15 protein-coding genes are annotated in these 17,662 nt (G+C 73.0%); 2 read left to right on the forward strand and 13 right to left on the reverse strand.

The window, feature by feature from the left end:
- Positions 1 to 339: 339 nt before the first annotated feature.
- Positions 340 to 1,632 carry a glycoside hydrolase family 26 protein gene (locus Q0L15_RS11920; protein ID WP_296604611.1) on the forward strand — a complete coding sequence of 431 codons (1,293 nt, stop codon included), beginning with the start codon at positions 340 to 342 and terminating at the stop codon, positions 1,630 to 1,632.
- 14 nt (positions 1,633 to 1,646) lie between these two features.
- Here the strand turns inward: Q0L15_RS11920 and Q0L15_RS11925 are convergent, their stop codons facing one another.
- The 12 genes from Q0L15_RS11925 to Q0L15_RS11980 form a co-directional block, all read right to left on the reverse strand.
- Entirely contained in the window at positions 1,647 to 4,172 is a 2,526-nt protein-coding gene (locus tag Q0L15_RS11925; protein WP_296604612.1) for an RNA helicase, read from the reverse strand.
- 3 nt (positions 4,173 to 4,175) lie between these two features.
- The gene (gene xerD, locus Q0L15_RS11930; RefSeq protein ID WP_296604613.1) at positions 4,176 to 5,144 is read right to left on the reverse strand and encodes a site-specific tyrosine recombinase XerD; all 969 of its coding nucleotides are present in this window, start codon (positions 5,142 to 5,144) and stop codon (positions 4,176 to 4,178) included.
- Positions 5,141 to 6,256, reverse strand: coding sequence for an alanine dehydrogenase (ald, locus tag Q0L15_RS11935; protein WP_296604615.1), 1,116 nt, complete (start codon positions 6,254 to 6,256; stop codon positions 5,141 to 5,143). The genes xerD and ald overlap by 4 nt, the downstream gene beginning before the upstream one ends.
- A 60-nt stretch (positions 6,257 to 6,316) precedes the next feature.
- On the reverse strand, positions 6,317 to 6,904 hold the full coding sequence (locus Q0L15_RS11940; RefSeq protein WP_296604616.1) for an NUDIX hydrolase: 588 nt from the start codon (positions 6,902 to 6,904) through the stop codon (positions 6,317 to 6,319).
- 4 nt (positions 6,905 to 6,908) lie between these two features.
- Entirely contained in the window at positions 6,909 to 8,618 is a 1,710-nt protein-coding gene (locus tag Q0L15_RS11945; RefSeq protein ID WP_296604617.1) for a CTP synthase, read from the reverse strand.
- 327 nt (positions 8,619 to 8,945) lie between these two features.
- Entirely contained in the window at positions 8,946 to 9,812 is an 867-nt protein-coding gene (locus tag Q0L15_RS11950; protein ID WP_296604619.1) for a copper transporter, read from the reverse strand.
- On the reverse strand, positions 9,809 to 10,996 hold the full coding sequence (gene steA / locus Q0L15_RS11955) for a putative cytokinetic ring protein SteA (RefSeq protein ID WP_296604621.1): 1,188 nt from the start codon (positions 10,994 to 10,996) through the stop codon (positions 9,809 to 9,811). The genes Q0L15_RS11950 and steA overlap by 4 nt, the downstream gene beginning before the upstream one ends.
- Positions 10,997 to 11,076: 80 nt before the next feature.
- The gene (gene recN, locus Q0L15_RS11960; RefSeq protein ID WP_296604623.1) at positions 11,077 to 12,828 is read right to left on the reverse strand and encodes a DNA repair protein RecN; all 1,752 of its coding nucleotides are present in this window, start codon (positions 12,826 to 12,828) and stop codon (positions 11,077 to 11,079) included.
- The gene (locus Q0L15_RS11965) at positions 12,821 to 13,810 is read right to left on the reverse strand and encodes an NAD kinase (protein ID WP_296604625.1); all 990 of its coding nucleotides are present in this window, start codon (positions 13,808 to 13,810) and stop codon (positions 12,821 to 12,823) included. The genes recN and Q0L15_RS11965 overlap by 8 nt, the downstream gene beginning before the upstream one ends.
- Positions 13,807 to 14,646 carry a TlyA family RNA methyltransferase gene (locus Q0L15_RS11970; RefSeq protein ID WP_296604626.1) on the reverse strand — a complete coding sequence of 280 codons (840 nt, stop codon included), beginning with the start codon at positions 14,644 to 14,646 and terminating at the stop codon, positions 13,807 to 13,809. The genes Q0L15_RS11965 and Q0L15_RS11970 overlap by 4 nt, the downstream gene beginning before the upstream one ends.
- Before the next feature lie 2 nt (positions 14,647 to 14,648).
- Positions 14,649 to 14,891 carry a hypothetical protein gene (locus Q0L15_RS11975; protein ID WP_296604628.1) on the reverse strand — a complete coding sequence of 81 codons (243 nt, stop codon included), beginning with the start codon at positions 14,889 to 14,891 and terminating at the stop codon, positions 14,649 to 14,651.
- Positions 14,892 to 14,901: 10 nt separating this feature from the next.
- Positions 14,902 to 15,903, reverse strand: coding sequence for an HAD-IIA family hydrolase (locus Q0L15_RS11980; RefSeq protein WP_296604630.1), 1,002 nt, complete (start codon positions 15,901 to 15,903; stop codon positions 14,902 to 14,904).
- Positions 15,904 to 15,950: 47 nt separating this feature from the next.
- Here Q0L15_RS11980 and Q0L15_RS11985 point away from each other — a divergent pair, with 47 nt between their 5' ends.
- On the forward strand, positions 15,951 to 17,078 hold the full coding sequence (locus Q0L15_RS11985) for a DUF1015 family protein (protein WP_296604631.1): 1,128 nt from the start codon (positions 15,951 to 15,953) through the stop codon (positions 17,076 to 17,078).
- Here the strand turns inward: Q0L15_RS11985 and Q0L15_RS11990 are convergent.
- Entirely contained in the window at positions 17,053 to 17,436 is a 384-nt protein-coding gene (locus Q0L15_RS11990) for a single-stranded DNA-binding protein (protein ID WP_296604633.1), read from the reverse strand. The two genes, Q0L15_RS11985 and Q0L15_RS11990, sit on opposite strands and share 26 nt — an antisense overlap.
- Positions 17,437 to 17,662 lie beyond the last annotated feature (226 nt).

The following is a 17,662-nucleotide window of genomic DNA, read 5'->3' on the forward strand; positions in this document are numbered from 1 at the left end:
GCCGCCGACGCTCCACCGATCGTCGCGTAGCCGCGCGGATTGTCCGGCGGCGTCCGAGGGCGTCGCTGGGCAAGACGGGCGAACGCGAGCGGCGATCGGTGCGTGCGGTGGCCAGGCGCCGAGGGACGGCGTGGCGGGTCACTCAGACCGAGGCGAACGCCGCCGACGCTCCACCGATCGTCGCGTAGCCGCGCGGATTGTCCGGCGGCGTCCTAAACTGAGGGTGTGCGCCCACGTGCGGCCGTCCTGGCCTGGCTGGCGGGGTTGCTCACGGGGGGACTGATCGCTTCGGGGGCGACCCCTGCGCTCGCGCGCCCGGCCCCGTCGGAGGTCGAACGGGTGACGACCACGAAGCACACGGTCACGATGCGGCTCTCTCCGCCGGTCGTCACCGTCGGCGAGCCGAGCTCGGTGGTCGCGCTGGCCACTCCGGTGCGCACCGGGCGCAGCTTCACGCTCCAGCGCGCCGTGGACGGCACCTGGCAGCCGATCGCGACCGCGAAGGGCGATGCCGGCGGCCGCGCGGTCCTGCCGCTCGACACCAGCACCGTGGGAACGCAGGTGCTGCGAGTGGTCGCCGAGGCCACGAAGTCCCTGCCGCGCCGGGCCACGGCAGCGACCAGGCTGCAGGTGTACCCACCGGAGTCCTGCCGTCCGACGGTCCCGCTCGTCGACCCCACCCCTGACCTGTCGGCCACGTGCCTCGCGGCTCGCCTGGACCGCTGGCGGGCCGCGGGCCTGATGGGGGTGGGTCAGCAGCTCAACGTCTCCAACCGCGACTACCTGGCCCCGCTGACCCAGCTCGGCGGGCGCCGGGTCGCGGTCGTCGGCTTCGACCTCGAGGAGCTGGCGGCGGGCGAGACCTACGAGTTCCCCCAGCCGCCCCTGGACACGCTCGTGGGGCTCGCTCAGCAGGGTGCGGTGCTGAGCGCCTCCTGGCACATGCCCAACCCTCACACGGGCGGCCGCTTCGACGATCGCGCCTGGCACGACCTGGCGGCGCTGCTGGACCCCTCGAGCCCGGAGCACGCGCGGTTCTGGGCGGATGTCGATGCCAAGCTCGAGCTGCTCCGCCGCTTCCAGGACGCCGGAGTCGCGGTCGTCCTCCGCCCCCTCCACGAGGCCAACGGGGGCTGGTTCTGGTGGGGCAGGCCCGACCCCACGACGTACAAGGACCTCTGGGCAGCCTTGCAGCAGCGGGCGTGGGACGCCGGCGTGCACAACGTCGTCTGGGCCTACAGCTTCAACGCCGTCACGGACTCGGGCGTCACCGACCCGGTGCGGCTGCTGCCGCGAAGGGTCGACCTCGCCGGCATCGACGCCTACGATCCCGAGGCCGCTCGCGGCAGCTCCACCGACGCCGTCCCGCTGCGGGGCTACGCGGGTGTGGCGGCCCGGGTCAAGCGGATGGCGATGACCGAGGTGGGGCCTCGCGACAGCCTCTCGGGCGCCTGGAACCCGGCGACCATCACGCGCGCGGCCCGCGGACTGACCGAGCGGCCCGCCTGGGCGCTGCTGTGGTTCGACGACCTGCCGCCCAACAACCCCCTCTACAAGCGCCAGATCAGCTCCCTGTCGGGCGGCCTGCGGTGGCTGGACTCCTGCCCCACCGCCCTCTGCTCCCTGCGCTGAGCCGATCGCGCCGATCAGCCGCCGAGCCGTCGCATCGCGGTCGTGCGCAGCACCAGCTCCCCCGCCTCGTCGGAGGCGTCGAGGTCGACGTCGGCCTCGATCACCCAGTCGTGGTGCCCCTCAGGGTCGTGCAGCGTCTGGGTGACGCGCCAGGTGCGACCCGCCTCCGCGACCTGCAGCAGTGCCGGGCCGCGGGCGTCGGCGTCCACCAGCAGCCGGTCGTGCTCGGCGTAGTAGTCCTCGATCGCGGCGTCCCACAGCGATCGGGTCATCACGACCTCGCCGGGCGGGTCGGTGCGGTCCGCCGTCGCGCGCTCGAGCGCCATCAACCCGTCGAGGTCGTCGCGCGCGACCAGCTCGACGCGGCGGAACATCGCGTTGCGGATCATCACCCGGAACGCCCGGTCCTGCTTGGAGATCGGCCGCGGCGGTGGCGGCGGCTCGTGGTGAGCGACGTCGGCGCGCACGTGGGTGGGGTCGGCCAAGGCCTCCCACTCGTCGAGCAGCGACGAGTCGGTCTGGCGGATGGTCTCCCCCAGCCACTCCGAGAGGTCCTCGAGCTCGGGGGTGCGGTGCTGGTCGGGCACGGTCTGCCGCAGCGTGCGGTAGGCGTCGGTGAGATAGCGCAGGACCAGGCCCTCGGAGCGGGCCAGCTGGTAGCGGGCGACGAAGTCGGTGAACGTCATGCCCTGCTCGTACATCTCCCGCACGATCGACTTGGGCTGCAGGGCGTCCTCGCGCAGCCAGGGGTGCCGCTCGCGATAGATCTCGTACGTCGCCTCCAGCAGCTCGGCGAGCGGCTGTGGCCAGGTGATCTCCTCGAGCAGCGCCATCCGCTCGTCGTACTCGAGGCCGTCGGCCTTCATCTCGGCGACCGCCTCCCCCCGGGCGACGTGCTGCTGCTGGAACAGGACCTGACGCGGCCCCTCGAGCACCGCCTCGATGACCGACACGATGTCGAGGGTGTAGGTCTCGGCCTCCGGGTCGAGCACGTCGAGCGCGGCCAGCGCGAAGTGCGCGAGCGGCTGGTTGAGGGCGAAGTCCGCGGGCAGGTCCACGGTGAGCACGTAACGCCGGCCGAGCTCGTCGGGCTCGTCGAGCCGGGTCAGGGTGCCCGAGCGCACCAGCGAGCGCGCGAGGCGCAGGGCGCGTCGGGCGAGGCGGAGCTGCTGGCGGCGGTCCTCGTGGTTGTCGGTCAGGAGCCGCCGCAGGACCGGGAACGCGTCCTCCTCCCGGGCCAGGACGTTGATGAGCATCGCGTTGTCGACCTTCATCCGCGAGGCCAGCGGTTCCGGGACGCCCGCCACCAGCTTGTCGAAGGTCTGCTCGCTCCACACGACCGTTCCTTCCGGCGGCTTGCGGAGCTGTGCCTTGGAGTTCTTCTTGCCGGCCGCCTGGCGGGCGGCGACCTTCGCCTTCGCCTTCTCGTTCTCGATGACGTGCTCGGGTGCCTGGACGACGACGTACCCGGCTGTGTCGAAGCCCGCTCGGCCCGCACGGCCGGCGATCTGCAGGAACTCGCGGGTGCGCAGGATCCGCTGGCGGCTGCCGTCGAACTTGGCGAGCCCGGTGAACAGCACCGTGCGGATGGGGACGTTGATGCCGACGCCGAGCGTGTCGGTGCCACAGATGATGCGCAGCAGCCCCGCTTGGGCGAGCTGCTCGACCAACCGGCGGTAGCGCGGCAGCATGCCGGCGTGGTGCACGCCGATGCCGCGGCGCAGCAGCTTGGCCAGGGTCTTGCCGAAGCCGGCGCCGAACCGCACGCCGGCCAGGCGTTCGGCGAGCAGGTCGCGCTGCTCGCGGGGCGCGGCCGCCCACCCGGCGTTCAGCAGCGAGGTCGCCTGCTCGACGGCGTCCTTCTGGGTGAAGTGGACGACGTAGACCGGGCCCTGCCCGGTGGTGACCAGCTCCTCGAGCGTCTCGACGAGCGGGGTCATCACCCACGAGAACGTCAGCGGCACGGGACGCACGGCGTCGTCGACCACGGTGGTCTCGCGGCCGTTGCGCCGGGTCAGGTCCGCGGCGATCTCGGACATGTCCCCGAGCGTGGCCGACATGAGGACGAACTGCGCCTGCGGCAGCTCCAGCAGCGGCACCTGCCAGGCCCAGCCGCGGTCGGGCTCGGCGTAGAAGTGGAACTCGTCCATCACGACCAGGCCGACATCGGCGCGCGCACCTTCGCGCAGCGCGATGTTGGCGAGCACCTCGGCGGTGCAGCAGATGATCGGGGCGTCGGCGTTGACCGAGGCGTCGCCGGTGAGCATCCCGACGTCCTCGGCGCCGAACTCCTCGACGAGCGCGAAGAACTTCTCGCTCACCAGGGCCTTGATCGGTGCGGTGTAGAACGACACCCGGTCCTCTGCGAGCGCCGCGCGGTGGGCGGCGGCCGCGACCAACGACTTGCCGGACCCGGTCGGCGTGGCCAGCACGACGTTGTCGCCGGCCAGCACCGCCAGGACCGCCTCCTCCTGGTGGGGGTAGAGGGTCAGCCCGCGGGCAGCGGCCGCCGAGGTGATCTCGTCGAGGATGTCGGTCACGGGCTAGTCACGAGCCCTCGGATGCGCGGTCGCGAACACCTCACGGAGGTTCTCCACGGTGACCAGGGTGTACACCTGGGTGGTCGTCACCGAGGCGTGCCCGAGCAGCTCCTGCACCACGCGCACGTCGGCCCCGCCGTCGAGCAGGTGGGTCGCGAACGAGTGGCGCATGGTGTGCGGCGAGACGTCCTTGGTGACCCCCGCGCGCTCGGCAGCCTTGACGAGCACCGCCCACGCCGACTGCCGTGAGAGCCGACCACCTCGGGCGTTGAGGAACAGCGCGCCGCCGACCGACGAGCGCGTCGAGGGGCCCGCCGCGACCAGCTCGGGCCGACCGCGCACGAGGTAGGCGTCGACGGCCTCGCGGGCGTAGGAGCCGACCGGCACGATCCGCTCCTTGCCGCCCTTGCCGCGCAGCAGCACCGTTCCCTCGACCAGGTCGAGGTCGTCGACGTCGAGCCCGACGGCCTCGGAGATCCGCGCCCCGGTGCCGTAGAGGACCTCGAGCAGGGCCCGGTCGCGCAGCGCCAGCGTGGTCCCCGGAGCACCCGCGGCCTCGAGGATCGCCTCGACGTCGGCGAGCGGGAGCGCCTTCGGCAGCCGCTTGGCGGGTGTCGGAGGCTTCACCCCGCTCGCCGGGTCGATGGTGGCGAGGCCGTCGGCGACGGCGAACTTGTGGAAGCCCCGCACCGCCACCACCGTCCGCGCCGCCGAGGTCGAGCTCAGCGCCGGGTGGTCGGCGTCGCCCTCGCGCAGCCGCACCAGGAAGCCCGAGACCACGGCCTCCGTGACGTCCTCGAGCCGTTCGATGCCGCTGCTGGCGAGGTGCTCCTGGTAGCGCCGCAGGTCGCGGCGGTACGACGTCAGCGTGTTCTTCGCCAGTCCGCGCTCGACCGAGAGGTGGTCGAGGTAGGTCCGGACCGCGCGCCCGATCTCGGACGGCGCGGTCGTGGCGGGCGGGGCCTCGGTCACGCCAGGACGGCGTCCAGCGCGTCGGCCTCGATGCCCACGGCCTCGCCGACCGGAGCGTTGGTGAGCCGGCCCGCGTAGGTGTTGAGGCCCTGCGCCAGGCTGTGGTCGTCGCGGCAGGCCTGCCGCCAGCCCTTCTCGGCCAGCGCCACGGCGTACGGCAGGGTCGCGTTGGTGAGCGCGTACGTCGAGGTGTTCGGCACCGCACCGGGCATGTTGGCGACGCAGTAGAACGTCGAGTTGTGCACCTGGTAGGTCGGGTCGGCGTGGGTCGTGGGCCGGGTGTCCTCGAAGCAGCCGCCCTGGTCGACCGCGATGTCGACCAGCACCGAGCCGGGCTTCATCCGCGAGACGAGGTCGTTGCTGATCAGCTTGGGCGCCGCCGCACCGGGGATCAGCACCGCGCCGATCACGAGGTCCGCCTCGGTCACCTGCTGCTCGAGGGCGAGCTTCGACGAGGCGAGGCCGTGCACCCGGTTGTTGTAGCGCCAGAACGACATCCGCAGCTTGTCCAGGTCGGTGTCGAGGAGCGTGACGTCCGCACCCATGCCGAGCGCGATGTTCGCCGCGTTCTGGCCGGAGACCCCGGCACCGATGATGACGACCTTCGCGTTGGCCACACCGCCGACGCCGCCCATCAGCACGCCCCGGCCGCCGTGGGCCTTCGTCATCCAGTAGGCGCCGACCTGCGGCGCGAGGCACCCGGCGACCTCGGACATCGGGTAGAGCAGCGGCAGTCCCCCGGAGGGCAGCTGCACCGTCTCGTAGGCGATGCCGGTGACCTTGGTCTCCAGCAGCTTCTCGGTGAGTGGCTTGTCGGCCGCGAGGTGCAGGTAGGTGAACAGCGTCAGGTCCTCGCGCAGCCGGTGGTACTCCTCCGCGATGGGCTCCTTCACCTTGAGCACCATGTCGGCCTCGCCCCAGGCGGTGTCGGCATCGGGCACGATATGAGCTCCGGCGGCGACGTACTCCTCGTCGAGGATGGAGGAGCCCTCCCCCGCTCCGCGCTCGATGAAGACCTCGTGGCCGTGCGCGGTGAGCTCGTGCACGCCGATCGGCGTGATCGCGACGCGGTACTCGTGGACCTTGACTTCCTTGGGGACACCGACCTTCATACGCGTGCTTCCTTCTGCTCGGGTCAGGCCGTCACGACGGTGTGAGGGCCACCGGCGACACTATCCGCCCAGACCCCGTGCTCGGGCCAGAAGCACCGCCGTCGCGAGGTGGGCGTCCGCGAGCCTCCCGCTCGCGACCGCCTCGTGCAGCTCGGCGAACGGCACCCAGCCGAGCTCCATCTCGGCTTCCTCGTGCTCGGGGGTGAAGTCACCGCGACCGACCTCGCGCAGGTCGCGCGCCAGGAAGAAGTGGCTCTGCTCGGCCGAGAAGCCGGGTGAGGAGTACGTCGAGGCGAGGTGCGTCCACTCCTGGGCCTCGAGGCCGGCCTCCTCGGCCAGCTCCCGCTTGGCCACCTCGGCCGCGTCCTCGCCGTCGACGTCGCACAGGCCGGCAGGCAGCTGCACCAGCGTCCGTGCCACCGCGTGCCGGTACTGCCACACGCACAGCACCCGGTCGTCGTCGTCGACCGCGAGGATGATCGCAGCCCCCGGGTGCTCGACGACCAGCCGGGTGAACGGCTCGTCCTCGGGGTGGCCGGGCCGTCGGATCCGGTCCTCGCGGACCTTCACCACCCACCCGCCGCCGTCGTAGGCCGTCCGGGATGCCGCGACCGGCCACTGACCACGCCGGTCGGCGAGCTCCGGCACCGGCTCAGTCCTCGTCGGGCGCGGGCTCGCGGCGCAGGCCCGACTCGTCGATCGGGAACCGCAGCTCACGCTGCCGCTCGATCGCCGCCCCGACCAGGCCCGCGAACAGCGGGTGCGGCCGGGTCGGGCGCGAGCGCAGCTCGGGGTGGGCCTGGGTCGCGATGTAGTAGGGGTGCACGTCGCGGGGCAGCTCGACGAACTCGACCAGGTTGTTGTCCGGCGAGGTGCCGGAGAACACCAGGCCCGCGGCCTCCAGCTGGTCGCGGTAGGCGTTGTTGACCTCGTAGCGGTGCCGGTGCCGCTCGTCGATCTGGGCGGCGCCGTAGACCTCGCGCGCGATCGACCCGTCCTTGAGCGCCGCCGGGTAGAGCCCGAGCCGCATCGTGCCGCCCAGGTCGCCGGCACCCTCGACGTACGCCTTCTGCTCGGCCATCGTGGCGATCACCGGCTCAGGGGTGTCGGGGTCGAACTCGGTGGAGCCGGCCTTCTCGAGGCCGAGGACCGTGCGGGAGTACTCGATGACCATGCACTGCAGGCCCAGGCACAGTCCCAGCGTGGGGATGCCGTGGGTGCGCGCGTAGGTGAGGGCGCCCAGCTTGCCCTCGATCCCCCGGACGCCGAAGCCGCCCGGGACGCAGATCGCGTCGACGTCGCTGAGGTGGCGAGCCGCGCCGGCCGGGGTCTGGCACTCGTCGGAGGCCACCCAGCGCAGGTGCACCTTGGCCTCGTGCGCGAAACCCCCGGCCCGCAGGGCCTCGGCGACGGAGAGGTAGGCGTCGGGGAGGTCGACGTACTTGCCGACGAGCGCGACGGTGACCTCCTCCTTGGGGTGGTGGACCCGCCGCAGGAGGTCGTCCCACACGGTCCAGTCGACGTCGCGGAACGGCAGGTCGAGGCGGCGGACGAGGTAGGCGTCGAGGCCCTCGCGGTGCAGCACCTTGGGGATGTCGTAGATCGAGGGCGCGTCGGCGGCCGTCACGACGGCCTCCTGGTCGACGTCGCACATCAGCGAGATCTTCTTCTTGATCGACGCCGGCAGCTCGCGGTCGGCACGGCACACGATGGCGTCCGGCTGGATGCCGACCTGGCGCAGGGCCGCCACGGAGTGCTGGGTGGGCTTCGTCTTCAGCTCGCCCGACGGGCCGATGTAGGGCACCAGCGAGACGTGCAGGAAGAAGCAGTTGTCCCGGCCGATGTCGTGACGCACCTGCCGCGCGGCCTCGAGGAACGGCAGCGACTCGATGTCGCCGACCGTGCCGCCGACCTCGGTGATCACCACGTCCACGGGCTGCCCGTCGACCTGGGTGGCGCCCATCGCGAGGATGCGGTCCTTGATCTCGTTGGTGATGTGCGGGATCACCTGGACGGTGTCGCCGAGGTAGTCACCACGGCGCTCCTTGGCGATCACGTTCGAGTAGACCTGCCCGGTCGTGACGTTCGCGATCTGGCTGAGGTCGGTGTCGAGGAACCGCTCGTAGTGACCGATGTCGAGGTCGGTCTCGGCGCCGTCGTTGGTGACGAACACCTCGCCGTGCTGGAACGGGTTCATCGTCCCGGGGTCGACGTTGAGGTAGGGATCGAGCTTCTGCATCGTGACGCGCAGACCACGCGATCGCAGGAGGCTGCCGAGGCTGGACGCCGTCAGGCCCTTCCCGAGCGAGGAGGCGACGCCTCCGGTCACGAATACGTGCTTGGTGGGCGTCGCCTGGTTCACGGAGTTCGATCCTACGGGATCCGGGCCCCGAAACCGTCATGGCGAGCGGCGCAACCAGCGCGTGTCTGGCAGGGCGGAGGCCGGAGGAGGGAGACGGGGCGGAGACGCGGCGACCGGGGATACCGCGGCCGGACGACTGATCTCGGGGGGCGCTGGTCGTCGAGTTCAATTGCTGGGTTAGGCACCGGCTACCCACCAGTAATCGGTGCCTAACCGAACAATTGCACTGGAGACCGGCCAGACCTCGGAGTCAGCCGTCCAGGCGCGTGGCGGAGCCGACGGGGTCGGGGGTCGGGGGCCGGGTCCGGGTCCGGGTCCGGGTCTGGTCTACTTCAGAGGGACGGGTCCATCGGAACCCGACGCTCCGAAAGATCCGCCCTGGACCGAGATCGAGCGGATCAGGGCGAGGACCGCGGTGATCTGGCCGACGGTCGAGTCCGTGCCGTCGACGGTCGCGACCTCGTCGCCGGCCGGGGTCGAGCGCAGCTGCGCGAGGTCACCTCGGCCCTTCGCGGAGACCGCGTCTCCCGCAACGACGACGCCGGTCGCTTTGGCCGCCAGGCCACTCACCAGCCCCGAGAGGATCGCCGGGTTGGTCGTCTCTCCCAGCACCACGAGCACCAGCGGGGCGCGAGCCGCGCCGTCGGGCGAGCTGAGCAGCTCGGCGCCGGTCAGGCTCTGGCGCACCGAGGTCGCGTCCGCGGAGGGCAGGTCACCGGCGGCGACCGCGAGGCCGAGCAGCTGGCCGAGCCGCACGTACGTCGAGGCGTCCGCGGTCACCGCGCCGGACCCGAGCTGGGTCATCAGCTGGCTGCCGAGCGTGTCGACCAGGGACTTCTCGGCCGGGTCGGTGAGCGCCGGGAGCACGTCGTAGGTACCGGTGACCTGGCCGCCGGCGGCCTCGATCTGCGCGCCGAGCGCGCTGACGACGTCGCCGGACGCGCCGGGCATGGTCACGATCGAGACGGCGTGGTCGCGCAGGCCACCGTCGTACAGCCTCGCGGCGCCCGCGGCGGCGAACTCCTCGGCGAACGTCGCCGTGGCCGTCTCGGCCCGGTCCTGCCGGGTCGTCGCGGACGCGGGCGTGTCGTCGCGGCCGAGCTCGCTCAGCGGCCCTCCGCCGAGTGCGACCCCGACGGCGAGGGCCAAGAACACGGCGACGAGGGAGACGATGTGGTGGCGGTAGGAGATCACGGGAGCAGTCCTCGCAGGGTGTCGGCCAGGGAGCTGTCGACCAGGGCGTCGGCCCATTCCTGTCCCACCGGCGTGACGCCCACGGCCGCCGCGAGTGCGACGAGGCCGGACAACATCACCAGGAACAGATGCCGAGGACGCACTCGGCCGGCGTAGAGAAGGGGTACGGCGGAGGCGTCCACGAGACGTGGACCGACCTTGAGCCGGGTCAGGAAGGTGCTGGCCAGCCCCGAGCGCCGGCGGTCGAGGAAGTCCTCCAGGGTCGCGTGCATGCCGACCCCGACGATGATGGCGGCCTCGGCGGCGTCGGCGAGGATCAGCGCGGCGTCCTCGGGCGTGGCGGCGGACTCGAAGTGCACCGGTCGCAGGCCGAGGCGCTCGAGCTGATCGATCGCCGTACGGCCGGAGCCCGGGTCCGCGCGGACGACCACGTCGCGCGCCGCCTTGAGCGTCCTCGCGCTCGGGACCTCCGCCTGATCGGCGCCGGCATCCACCACGACGATGTCCGCGCGCAGGCCGCTCTCCCGCAGGGTCTCGGCGCCGCGGCCGACCGCGATCAGCACGGGCTGCTGCTCACGGATGAACGTGCGCACCGCCCGCAGCTCGCTGTCGAGGTCGTGGCTCGGGACCACGACCACGACCGGGCGGCCCGCGATCCGCGTGCCGACCCGAGGCACGCCGAGCCCGTGCAGCAGCAGGCCCTGCTCGCGCCGGAGGAACTCGGTCGAGTTGTGGGTCAGGGTCTCGAGCTGGGTGGCCAACCCGTCGCGGGCGGCCTCGAGCTCCGTGGTGAGGATCTCGGCGTCCACCCGTCGGCCGGTGGCCACGGGGACGTCGTCGACCAGCACCGCGCCCTCGTGGATGCGGACCGGCTGCCGGTCCTCGATCGCGGCCAGACCGTCCGGGCCGACACCGTCGACGACCGGGACTCCTGCCGACACGAGCAGCGAGGGGCCCAGGCACGGATAGCGTCCGGAGATCATCGGAGCCGCGTTGACGACCGCGACCACGCCGGCGTCCACGAGTGCCTGCGCCGTGGTGCGGTCCAGGTCCGCGTGGTCGATCACGGCGATGTCGCCGGGGCGCAGTCGGGGCAGGAGTGCTGTGGTGCGGCGGTCGACTCGGGCGGTGCCCACCACTCCGGGCGGGTCGAGGGCGGGACGGTGGCGTACAGGCATCCTCATGACCGCGTCCATGCTGCCAGCCGACGCCAGGGCGTCGACGGACCACCCTCACCCGGGCGCGTCGGCCCGAGCGGCGCCGGTCACCGCGCTGAGCGGGCCTCCTGGGCCACGTCGAGCAGCTCACGTGCGTGGGCCAGCGCCGACTCGGAGTCGGCCAGCCCGGCGAGCATCCTGGACAGCTCGCGCTCCCGCTGCTCCTCGTCGACGACGCTGAGCCCGGAGCTGGTGACGGTGCCGTCGGAGGACTTCTCCACCACGACGTGGCGATCGGCGTAGGCCGCCACCTGCGGCAGGTGGGTGACGACGAGGACCTGCGCGCTGCGAGCGAGCTGGGCCAGCCTGCGGCCGACCTCCACCGCAGCGGCGCCACCGACGCCGGCGTCGACCTCGTCGAAGACGAACGTCGGGACCGGACTGGTGCCGGCGAGCGCGACCTCGAGCGCCAGCATCACCCGGGACAGCTCACCGCCGGAGGCGCCCTTGCCGAGCGGCCGCGGCTCGGAGCCGGTGTTGGCCGCCAGCAGCAGCTCCACCTCGTCGGTGCCGGAGGCCGTGAACCGCAGCCAGCGGCCGTCCACCAGCAGCGGACCGTCGGTGCCCGGTGCGGGCTCGTCGACCTCGTGCTGGCGGACCTCGATGCCGAGGCGGGCGTGGGGCATGGCGAGCAGGGTCAGCTCGGCGGTGACCTCCTCGGCAAGGCGACCGGCCGCCTCGGTGCGAGCCGCGGAGAGCGCGGCCGCGGCACCGGCCAGGCCGCGCCTCAGCTCGGCCTGCTCGGCGCGGAGCCGATCGATGCGCTCGTCGGTGTGGTCGAGGTCGAGCAGGCGGGTGGCCGATCGCTCCGCCCAGGCGAGCACGTCGTCGATCGTCTCGCCGTACTTGCGGGTCAGGGCCGTCAGCGCCGCACGCCGCTCGGAGACCGCGGCCAGTCGAGCCGGGTCGGTGTCGATGCGGGCGGCGTAGGAGGCGACGTCCGCCGCGAGGTCGGAGAGCAGGTAGGTGATCTCGGCGAGCCGGTCGGCCAGCTCGCCGGCTTCGGTGTCGTGCTCGCGCACGCCGTCGAGCAGCGAACGGGCGGCCGCGGTGGTCGCGAGCGCGTCGGGATCGCCCACCTCGCTCGAGAGCGCCTCACGGGCCTGCTCGGCGGCCGTGCGCAGCGTGTCGGAGAACCCCAGCCGGGACTCCTCAGCGGCCAGCGCGACGTCCTCGCCGGGCTCGGGAGCGACGCGCTCGACCTCGCCCAGGCCGAAGCGCAGCAGGTCGGCCTCCTGGGCCCGCTCGCGGGCGGTCGCCACGACCTCGGCGAGCTCGCGCTCCGTCGCCTCGAGACGACGGTGGAGGTCGGCGTACGTCGCAGCCAGCGCGGCGATCGTCTCGCCACCGAAACGGTCCAGCGCCTCGCGCTGGGCGCGGGCCTGGAGCAGCCGGTGCTGGTCGGACTGTCCGTGGACGGCGACCAGCGGCTCGGCGACGTCGGCGAGCACGGAGACCGGCACCGACGCACCGCCCACGAAGGCCCGTGAGCGTCCCTCGGCCGACACGTTGCGGGCCAGGACCACACGCTCGTCCTCGACCTCTCCCCCGGCGGCGTCGACCGCCCGGGCGAACGTGTCGAGGTCACCGACCCGCACGACGCCCTCGACGCGGGCGGTCTTGGCGCCGGTGCGCACGGCCCCGCTGTCGGCACGGCCCCCCAGGAGCAGCCCCAGGGCCGTGACGATCATCGTCTTGCCGGCACCGGTCTCACCGGTGATCACGGTCAGGCCCGGCCCGAGCTCGAGGGTGGAGGAGTCGATGACCCCCAGGGAGCTGATCCGGATCTCCTCAAGCATGCGGTCCCGCGCCTCTCGGCTCCTCGGTCTCCCAGCTCGGGTCCTCGGCGAGACCCCGGCGCCGCTCGGCCGAGCCGCGCCAGCCCTCGACGGGGAGCCCGAACTTCGCGACCAGCCGGTCGGTGAACGGGGCCTGGTGGAGCCGCACCAGCCGCACCGGCTGGGCGCCCCGGCGCACCTCGATCCGGGCGCCGGGCGGGAGGTCGACGGTCCGGCGACCGTCGCACCACAGCACCCCGGCGCCGTCGGTGCGGGCCAGCACCTCGACGGCGAGCACGGACGTGGGCGCGACGACGAGCGGCCGGGCGAACAGTGCGTGGGCGCTGATCGGGACCATCAGCAGGGCCTCGACGCCCGGCCAGACGATCGGCCCTCCGGCACTGAAGTTGTAGGCGGTCGACCCGGTCGGGGTCGCGCACACGACGCCGTCGCACCCCCACCGGGACAGCGGGCGTCCGTCGACCTCGACGACCACCTCGAGCATCCGCTCGCGAGAGGCCTTCTCGACGCTGGCCTCGTTGAGGGCCCAGGTGCGGGTGACGACCTCGCCATCGAGGTGCACGCTCACGTCGAGCGTGAGCCGGTCCTCGGCGGTGTAGCGACGCCGCACGACGGCGTCGATCGTCGACTCGAGGTCGTCGTACTCGGCCTCGGCCAGGAAGCCCACGTGTCCCAGGTTGATGCCGAGCACCGGAGCACCGGAGTCGTGGGTGATCTCGGCGGCCCGCAGGATCGTCCCGTCGCCGCCGACGACGACCACCAGCTCGCAACCGGCGCTCGCGTCGCCCTCGGTGACCACCTCGACGGCATCGACGTCGGCCTCCAGCCCCAGCTCGACGGCCTCCTCGGCCAGCACCCGCACGACCAGGCCGTGGGTCGTGAGGGCCTTCGCGAAGGACCGCGCCACGTCACGCGCGACGCCGCGTCCGGTGTGGGCGAGCAGCAGCACGCGGCGGGGCTGCGGGTCCTCGGCGGGGGTCACGGGTCCACCCTCTCACCCGGCACCCCCGACGGCGCGGCGGCGCTGACCGCGGTGTGGATGGCCTCGGCGTCGAGCTGCGCCGGACCGTGGCGCAGCCACAAGAAGAACTCGACGTTCCCCGACGGGCCCGGGAGCGGGCTGGTCGCGACCATCCGGGCACCCCAGCCGCGGGCCGCGGCCGCGGCGGCGACTCCTGCCACCGCCTCGGCACGCAGCGCCGGGTCGCGGACCACGCCGCCCTTGCCCACGCGCTCCTTGCCGACCTCGAACTGCGGCTTGACCATCAGCGCCAGGTCTCCGTCGGGCTCGGTCACCCCGATCAGCGCGTCGAGCACAAGTGCGAGGGAGATGAACGAGAGGTCGCCCACGACGAGGTCGACGCCGCCGCCGATCGTCTCGGGCAGGAGGTCGCGGACGTTGACCCGGTCGTGGACGCTCACCCGCTCGTCCTGCTGCAGCCGCCAGGCGAGCTGTCCGTACCCGACGTCGACGGCCACCACCTCCCGCGCCCCGTGGCGCAGGAGCACGTCGGTGAACCCGCCGGTCGAGGCACCGGCGTCGAGACACCGGCGCCCCGCGACCACCAGGCCCGCCGGCTCGAAGACCGCCAGGGCCCCGGCGAGCTTGTGGCCGCCTCGCGAGACGTAGTCGGGACGGTCGGGGTCGGTCGCGACCACGATGGCCACGTCGGTGGTGACCCCGGTCGCGGGCTTGGTGGCCACCGAGCCGCCGACCTTGACGCGGCGCTGCTCGATGAGCTCACTGGCGTGCTCACGCGACCTGGCCAGGCCGCGGCGGACCAGCTCGGCGTCGAGGCGCAGTCTGCGAGGCGCCACGGTCAGGCCGGCTCGACCGGCCCGGCCGGATGGTCGAGCGCGCGGCGGAGTCGGTCGTGGGCTGCCTCGAACACGCCCACGTGCTCCTCGATCGGGCGCTCCTCCAACCCTTCGACGGCGGCGATCACCTCGTCGACGTCCGCCATCCCGGTGCGGACGCGCTCGGTCTCCGGCGCCATCGCCGGATCCACGTCGGGCGCCCGGTCCAGGTCGTCGGGTCCGGTGAAGTCCGGGTCCTCGCTCATGGGTCCGAGGCTACCGCCCCGGCGCCTGCACGCCGGAGAGGCCGACCGGTTCGCCGACCCGGTCGAGGTGGTCCCACGCCGCGGCCGCCACCACCCGCCACCAGTCGTCGCGGTCACCCGCACCCGTGACCGCCAGGCCCCCGTCCTCGGCCGCGGCGCGCCACCCGCCCAGTGTGAAACCACCGTCGTCGGCACGGGCCGGGACCTCGTGTGCCTGGAGGAGGCCGGCCAGGTCCGCGGCGACGTAGGTGGGCCGGAGCTCGGGGGTCGCCGCCACCAGCTCGGGCAGGCCGGTGACACCGGTCAGCACCAGCAGCGAGTCGACGTCGGCCCGGCGGGCGCCTTCGATGTCGGTGTCGAGACGGTCCCCCACCATCAACGCCCGCCGCCCGCCGACGCGGCGCACCGTCTCGTCGATCAGGGGCCGCTCGGGCTTGCCGGCGACGACGGGGGTGACGTCGCTGAACCGCCGGAGCATCTCGACCTGCACGCCGTGGCCCGGAGCGACCCCGAACGACGCGGGGAAGGTCATGTCGGTGTTGCTCGCCACCCACGGCAGACCCTCGCGGATCCGGACGGCCACCCTCATCAGCTCGACCCAGCGCACCTCCGGTCCGTAGCCGGTGACGACGGCGACCGCCTCGTCCTCGGGGCCGACCGGTACCAACGCCTCCGCCTCGAGGGCCTGCCGCAGCCCGTCCGCGCCGAGGCAGAGCACGCGTGCACCCGCGCCGAAGCGGTCCACCAGCACGCGAGCGGCCGCTTGGGCCGAGGTGACCACGTCGTCCTCGGCCGCCTCGACCCCGAGCCGGCGCAGGTGCTCTGCCACGACTCCGGGCGGACGGGAGGCGTTGTTGGTGATGAACGCCAGCCGCATGCCGTCGGCTCGGGCGGCCGCGAGGTGCCCGGGGGCACCGGGGACCGCGTCGCCGCCGACGTAGACCACGCCATCGAGGTCGAGCATGGCCAGGTCGTAGGCCGAAGCCAGCACCTCGTCCGACGAGCCGAGCACGCCTACCTCCTCCGGGTCCCCTGGTGCTGGCACCCTACGATGCTCCGATGGACGTCGGCGCGGAGGTGGTCACCCCACCCCACAGCGCCGGGCCGCTGCGGCTCCTCCCGTTCCGGGGGATCACGCTGGCTCCGCGCCGGATCGGCGACGTCTCGTCGATCCGGGCCTTCACCCGCCCCTACCGCTCCGTGGCCGAGCGTCTCGACCGCTGGGAGCGGCGCGGGCAGGTCACGCACGACGCGCGTCCGGCCGTCTACCTGCACGAGTACACCTCCGGGGGCATCACGGTCCGCGGGCTCGTGGGCGCCTTGGACGTCTCCCGACCGGCGCTGACACGTGACGAGATCGCGGTCTTCCCCCACGAGGGCATCCATCCCGCCCAGGTCGAGGAGCTCGCGACCCGGATGGCCGAGATGCAGGTCAACCCGGCGCCGATCCTGCTCGTGCACCGGGGCTCGGAGGACAGCCGGCGGCTGCTGGCCGACATCCTGGAGCGCCCCGTGCACCTCGAGTTCGAGGACCGCGCTCGGCAGCAGCACCGCCTCTGGGCCGTCCGGGATCCCGCCGACCTCACCCGGCTCGACGCTGCGCTGGCCACCAGTCGAGCGCTCATCGCCGACGGTCACCACCGGTATGCGGCCTACCTCCGGATGCAGCAGCTCCGACCCGGCCCGGCGGTGGCGGCCGGTCTGGCGATGCTCGTGGACCAGGACGACACGCCCCTGTTCCTGGGCGCCATCCACCGCCTGTTCACCGGCACGTCACTGGAGGCGGTCCGCGAGGCCGCCGAGGCCCTCGGGGTGAGGTTCGAGCCGAGCGGGCGCCGTCAGGCGGTCGCCGCGCTCGGACCGGACGCCTTGATCGCGACCGACGGCAGCTCGTGGGCCACGCTCCGACCGGATCTCACCGCCGACCGAGCCGCGGTCGAGTGGTTGCATCACGACCTCGTGGCCGCCCTCCGCAGGCCGCCGACGAGCACGAGCTACCTGCACGCCGTGGACGAGGCGCTCGACGCGGTCTCCCGCCGTCGCGGGGTCGCCCTCCTGATGCCGGCGCCGGAGTTCGGGCAGGTGCTGAGGATCGCGGCGGCCGAGCGCCTCCTCCCGGAGAAGGCCACCTCGTTCCAGCCCAAGCCGAGTGTGGGGGTGCTCATCCGGTCCTTGCGCGACGGATGAGACGTCCAGCGCTCATCTCCACCTCGACCCGCGACGCCGCCGAGCCGCCGGCCCGGAAGAAGCGCCGACGCAGCGACCCGGTCACCTCCACCATGTCGTCGGCCGCCCAGGTCCGCACCGACCGGCGGGCCCGCGCCGACCAGGCGGCGCACTCGAGCGCGTCGACGCCTCGACGCGAGCGTGTCGACAGCGCACGGGGCACGACGACCCGGAACGTCCAGACCTCGTCCCCGCTCGGCAGCTCGCGGCGTTCCGGCGTCTTCGAGATCCGCCCCACGAGGCGGACCTCGTTGGCCGTCGGCGCCGGGGGCTCGGTTTCCTTCCCGGCCCCGCGGGCCGGCAGCTTGTGTGTCGTCATGACATCACCTCCAGCTGCGACTCTCGACGGCCGCACCGACGAGCCGCAGGGCGTCGACTGAACCCTGGGGACAGCCGTGGCGGAGCGGGTCCTGTGGACGGATATCGGGCCGAGCAAACACCCCTGAAATGCAAGTAGCGCCACCCGCGATGCGGGTGGCGCTACTTGAAAGTATGTCCGGCGGCGTCCTACTCTCCCACAGCCTCTCGGTTGCAGTACCATCGGC

It is taken from the genome of Nocardioides sp. (genome assembly GCF_024509035.1).
In the GTDB taxonomy this organism is placed as follows: domain Bacteria; phylum Actinomycetota; class Actinomycetes; order Propionibacteriales; family Nocardioidaceae; genus Nocardioides.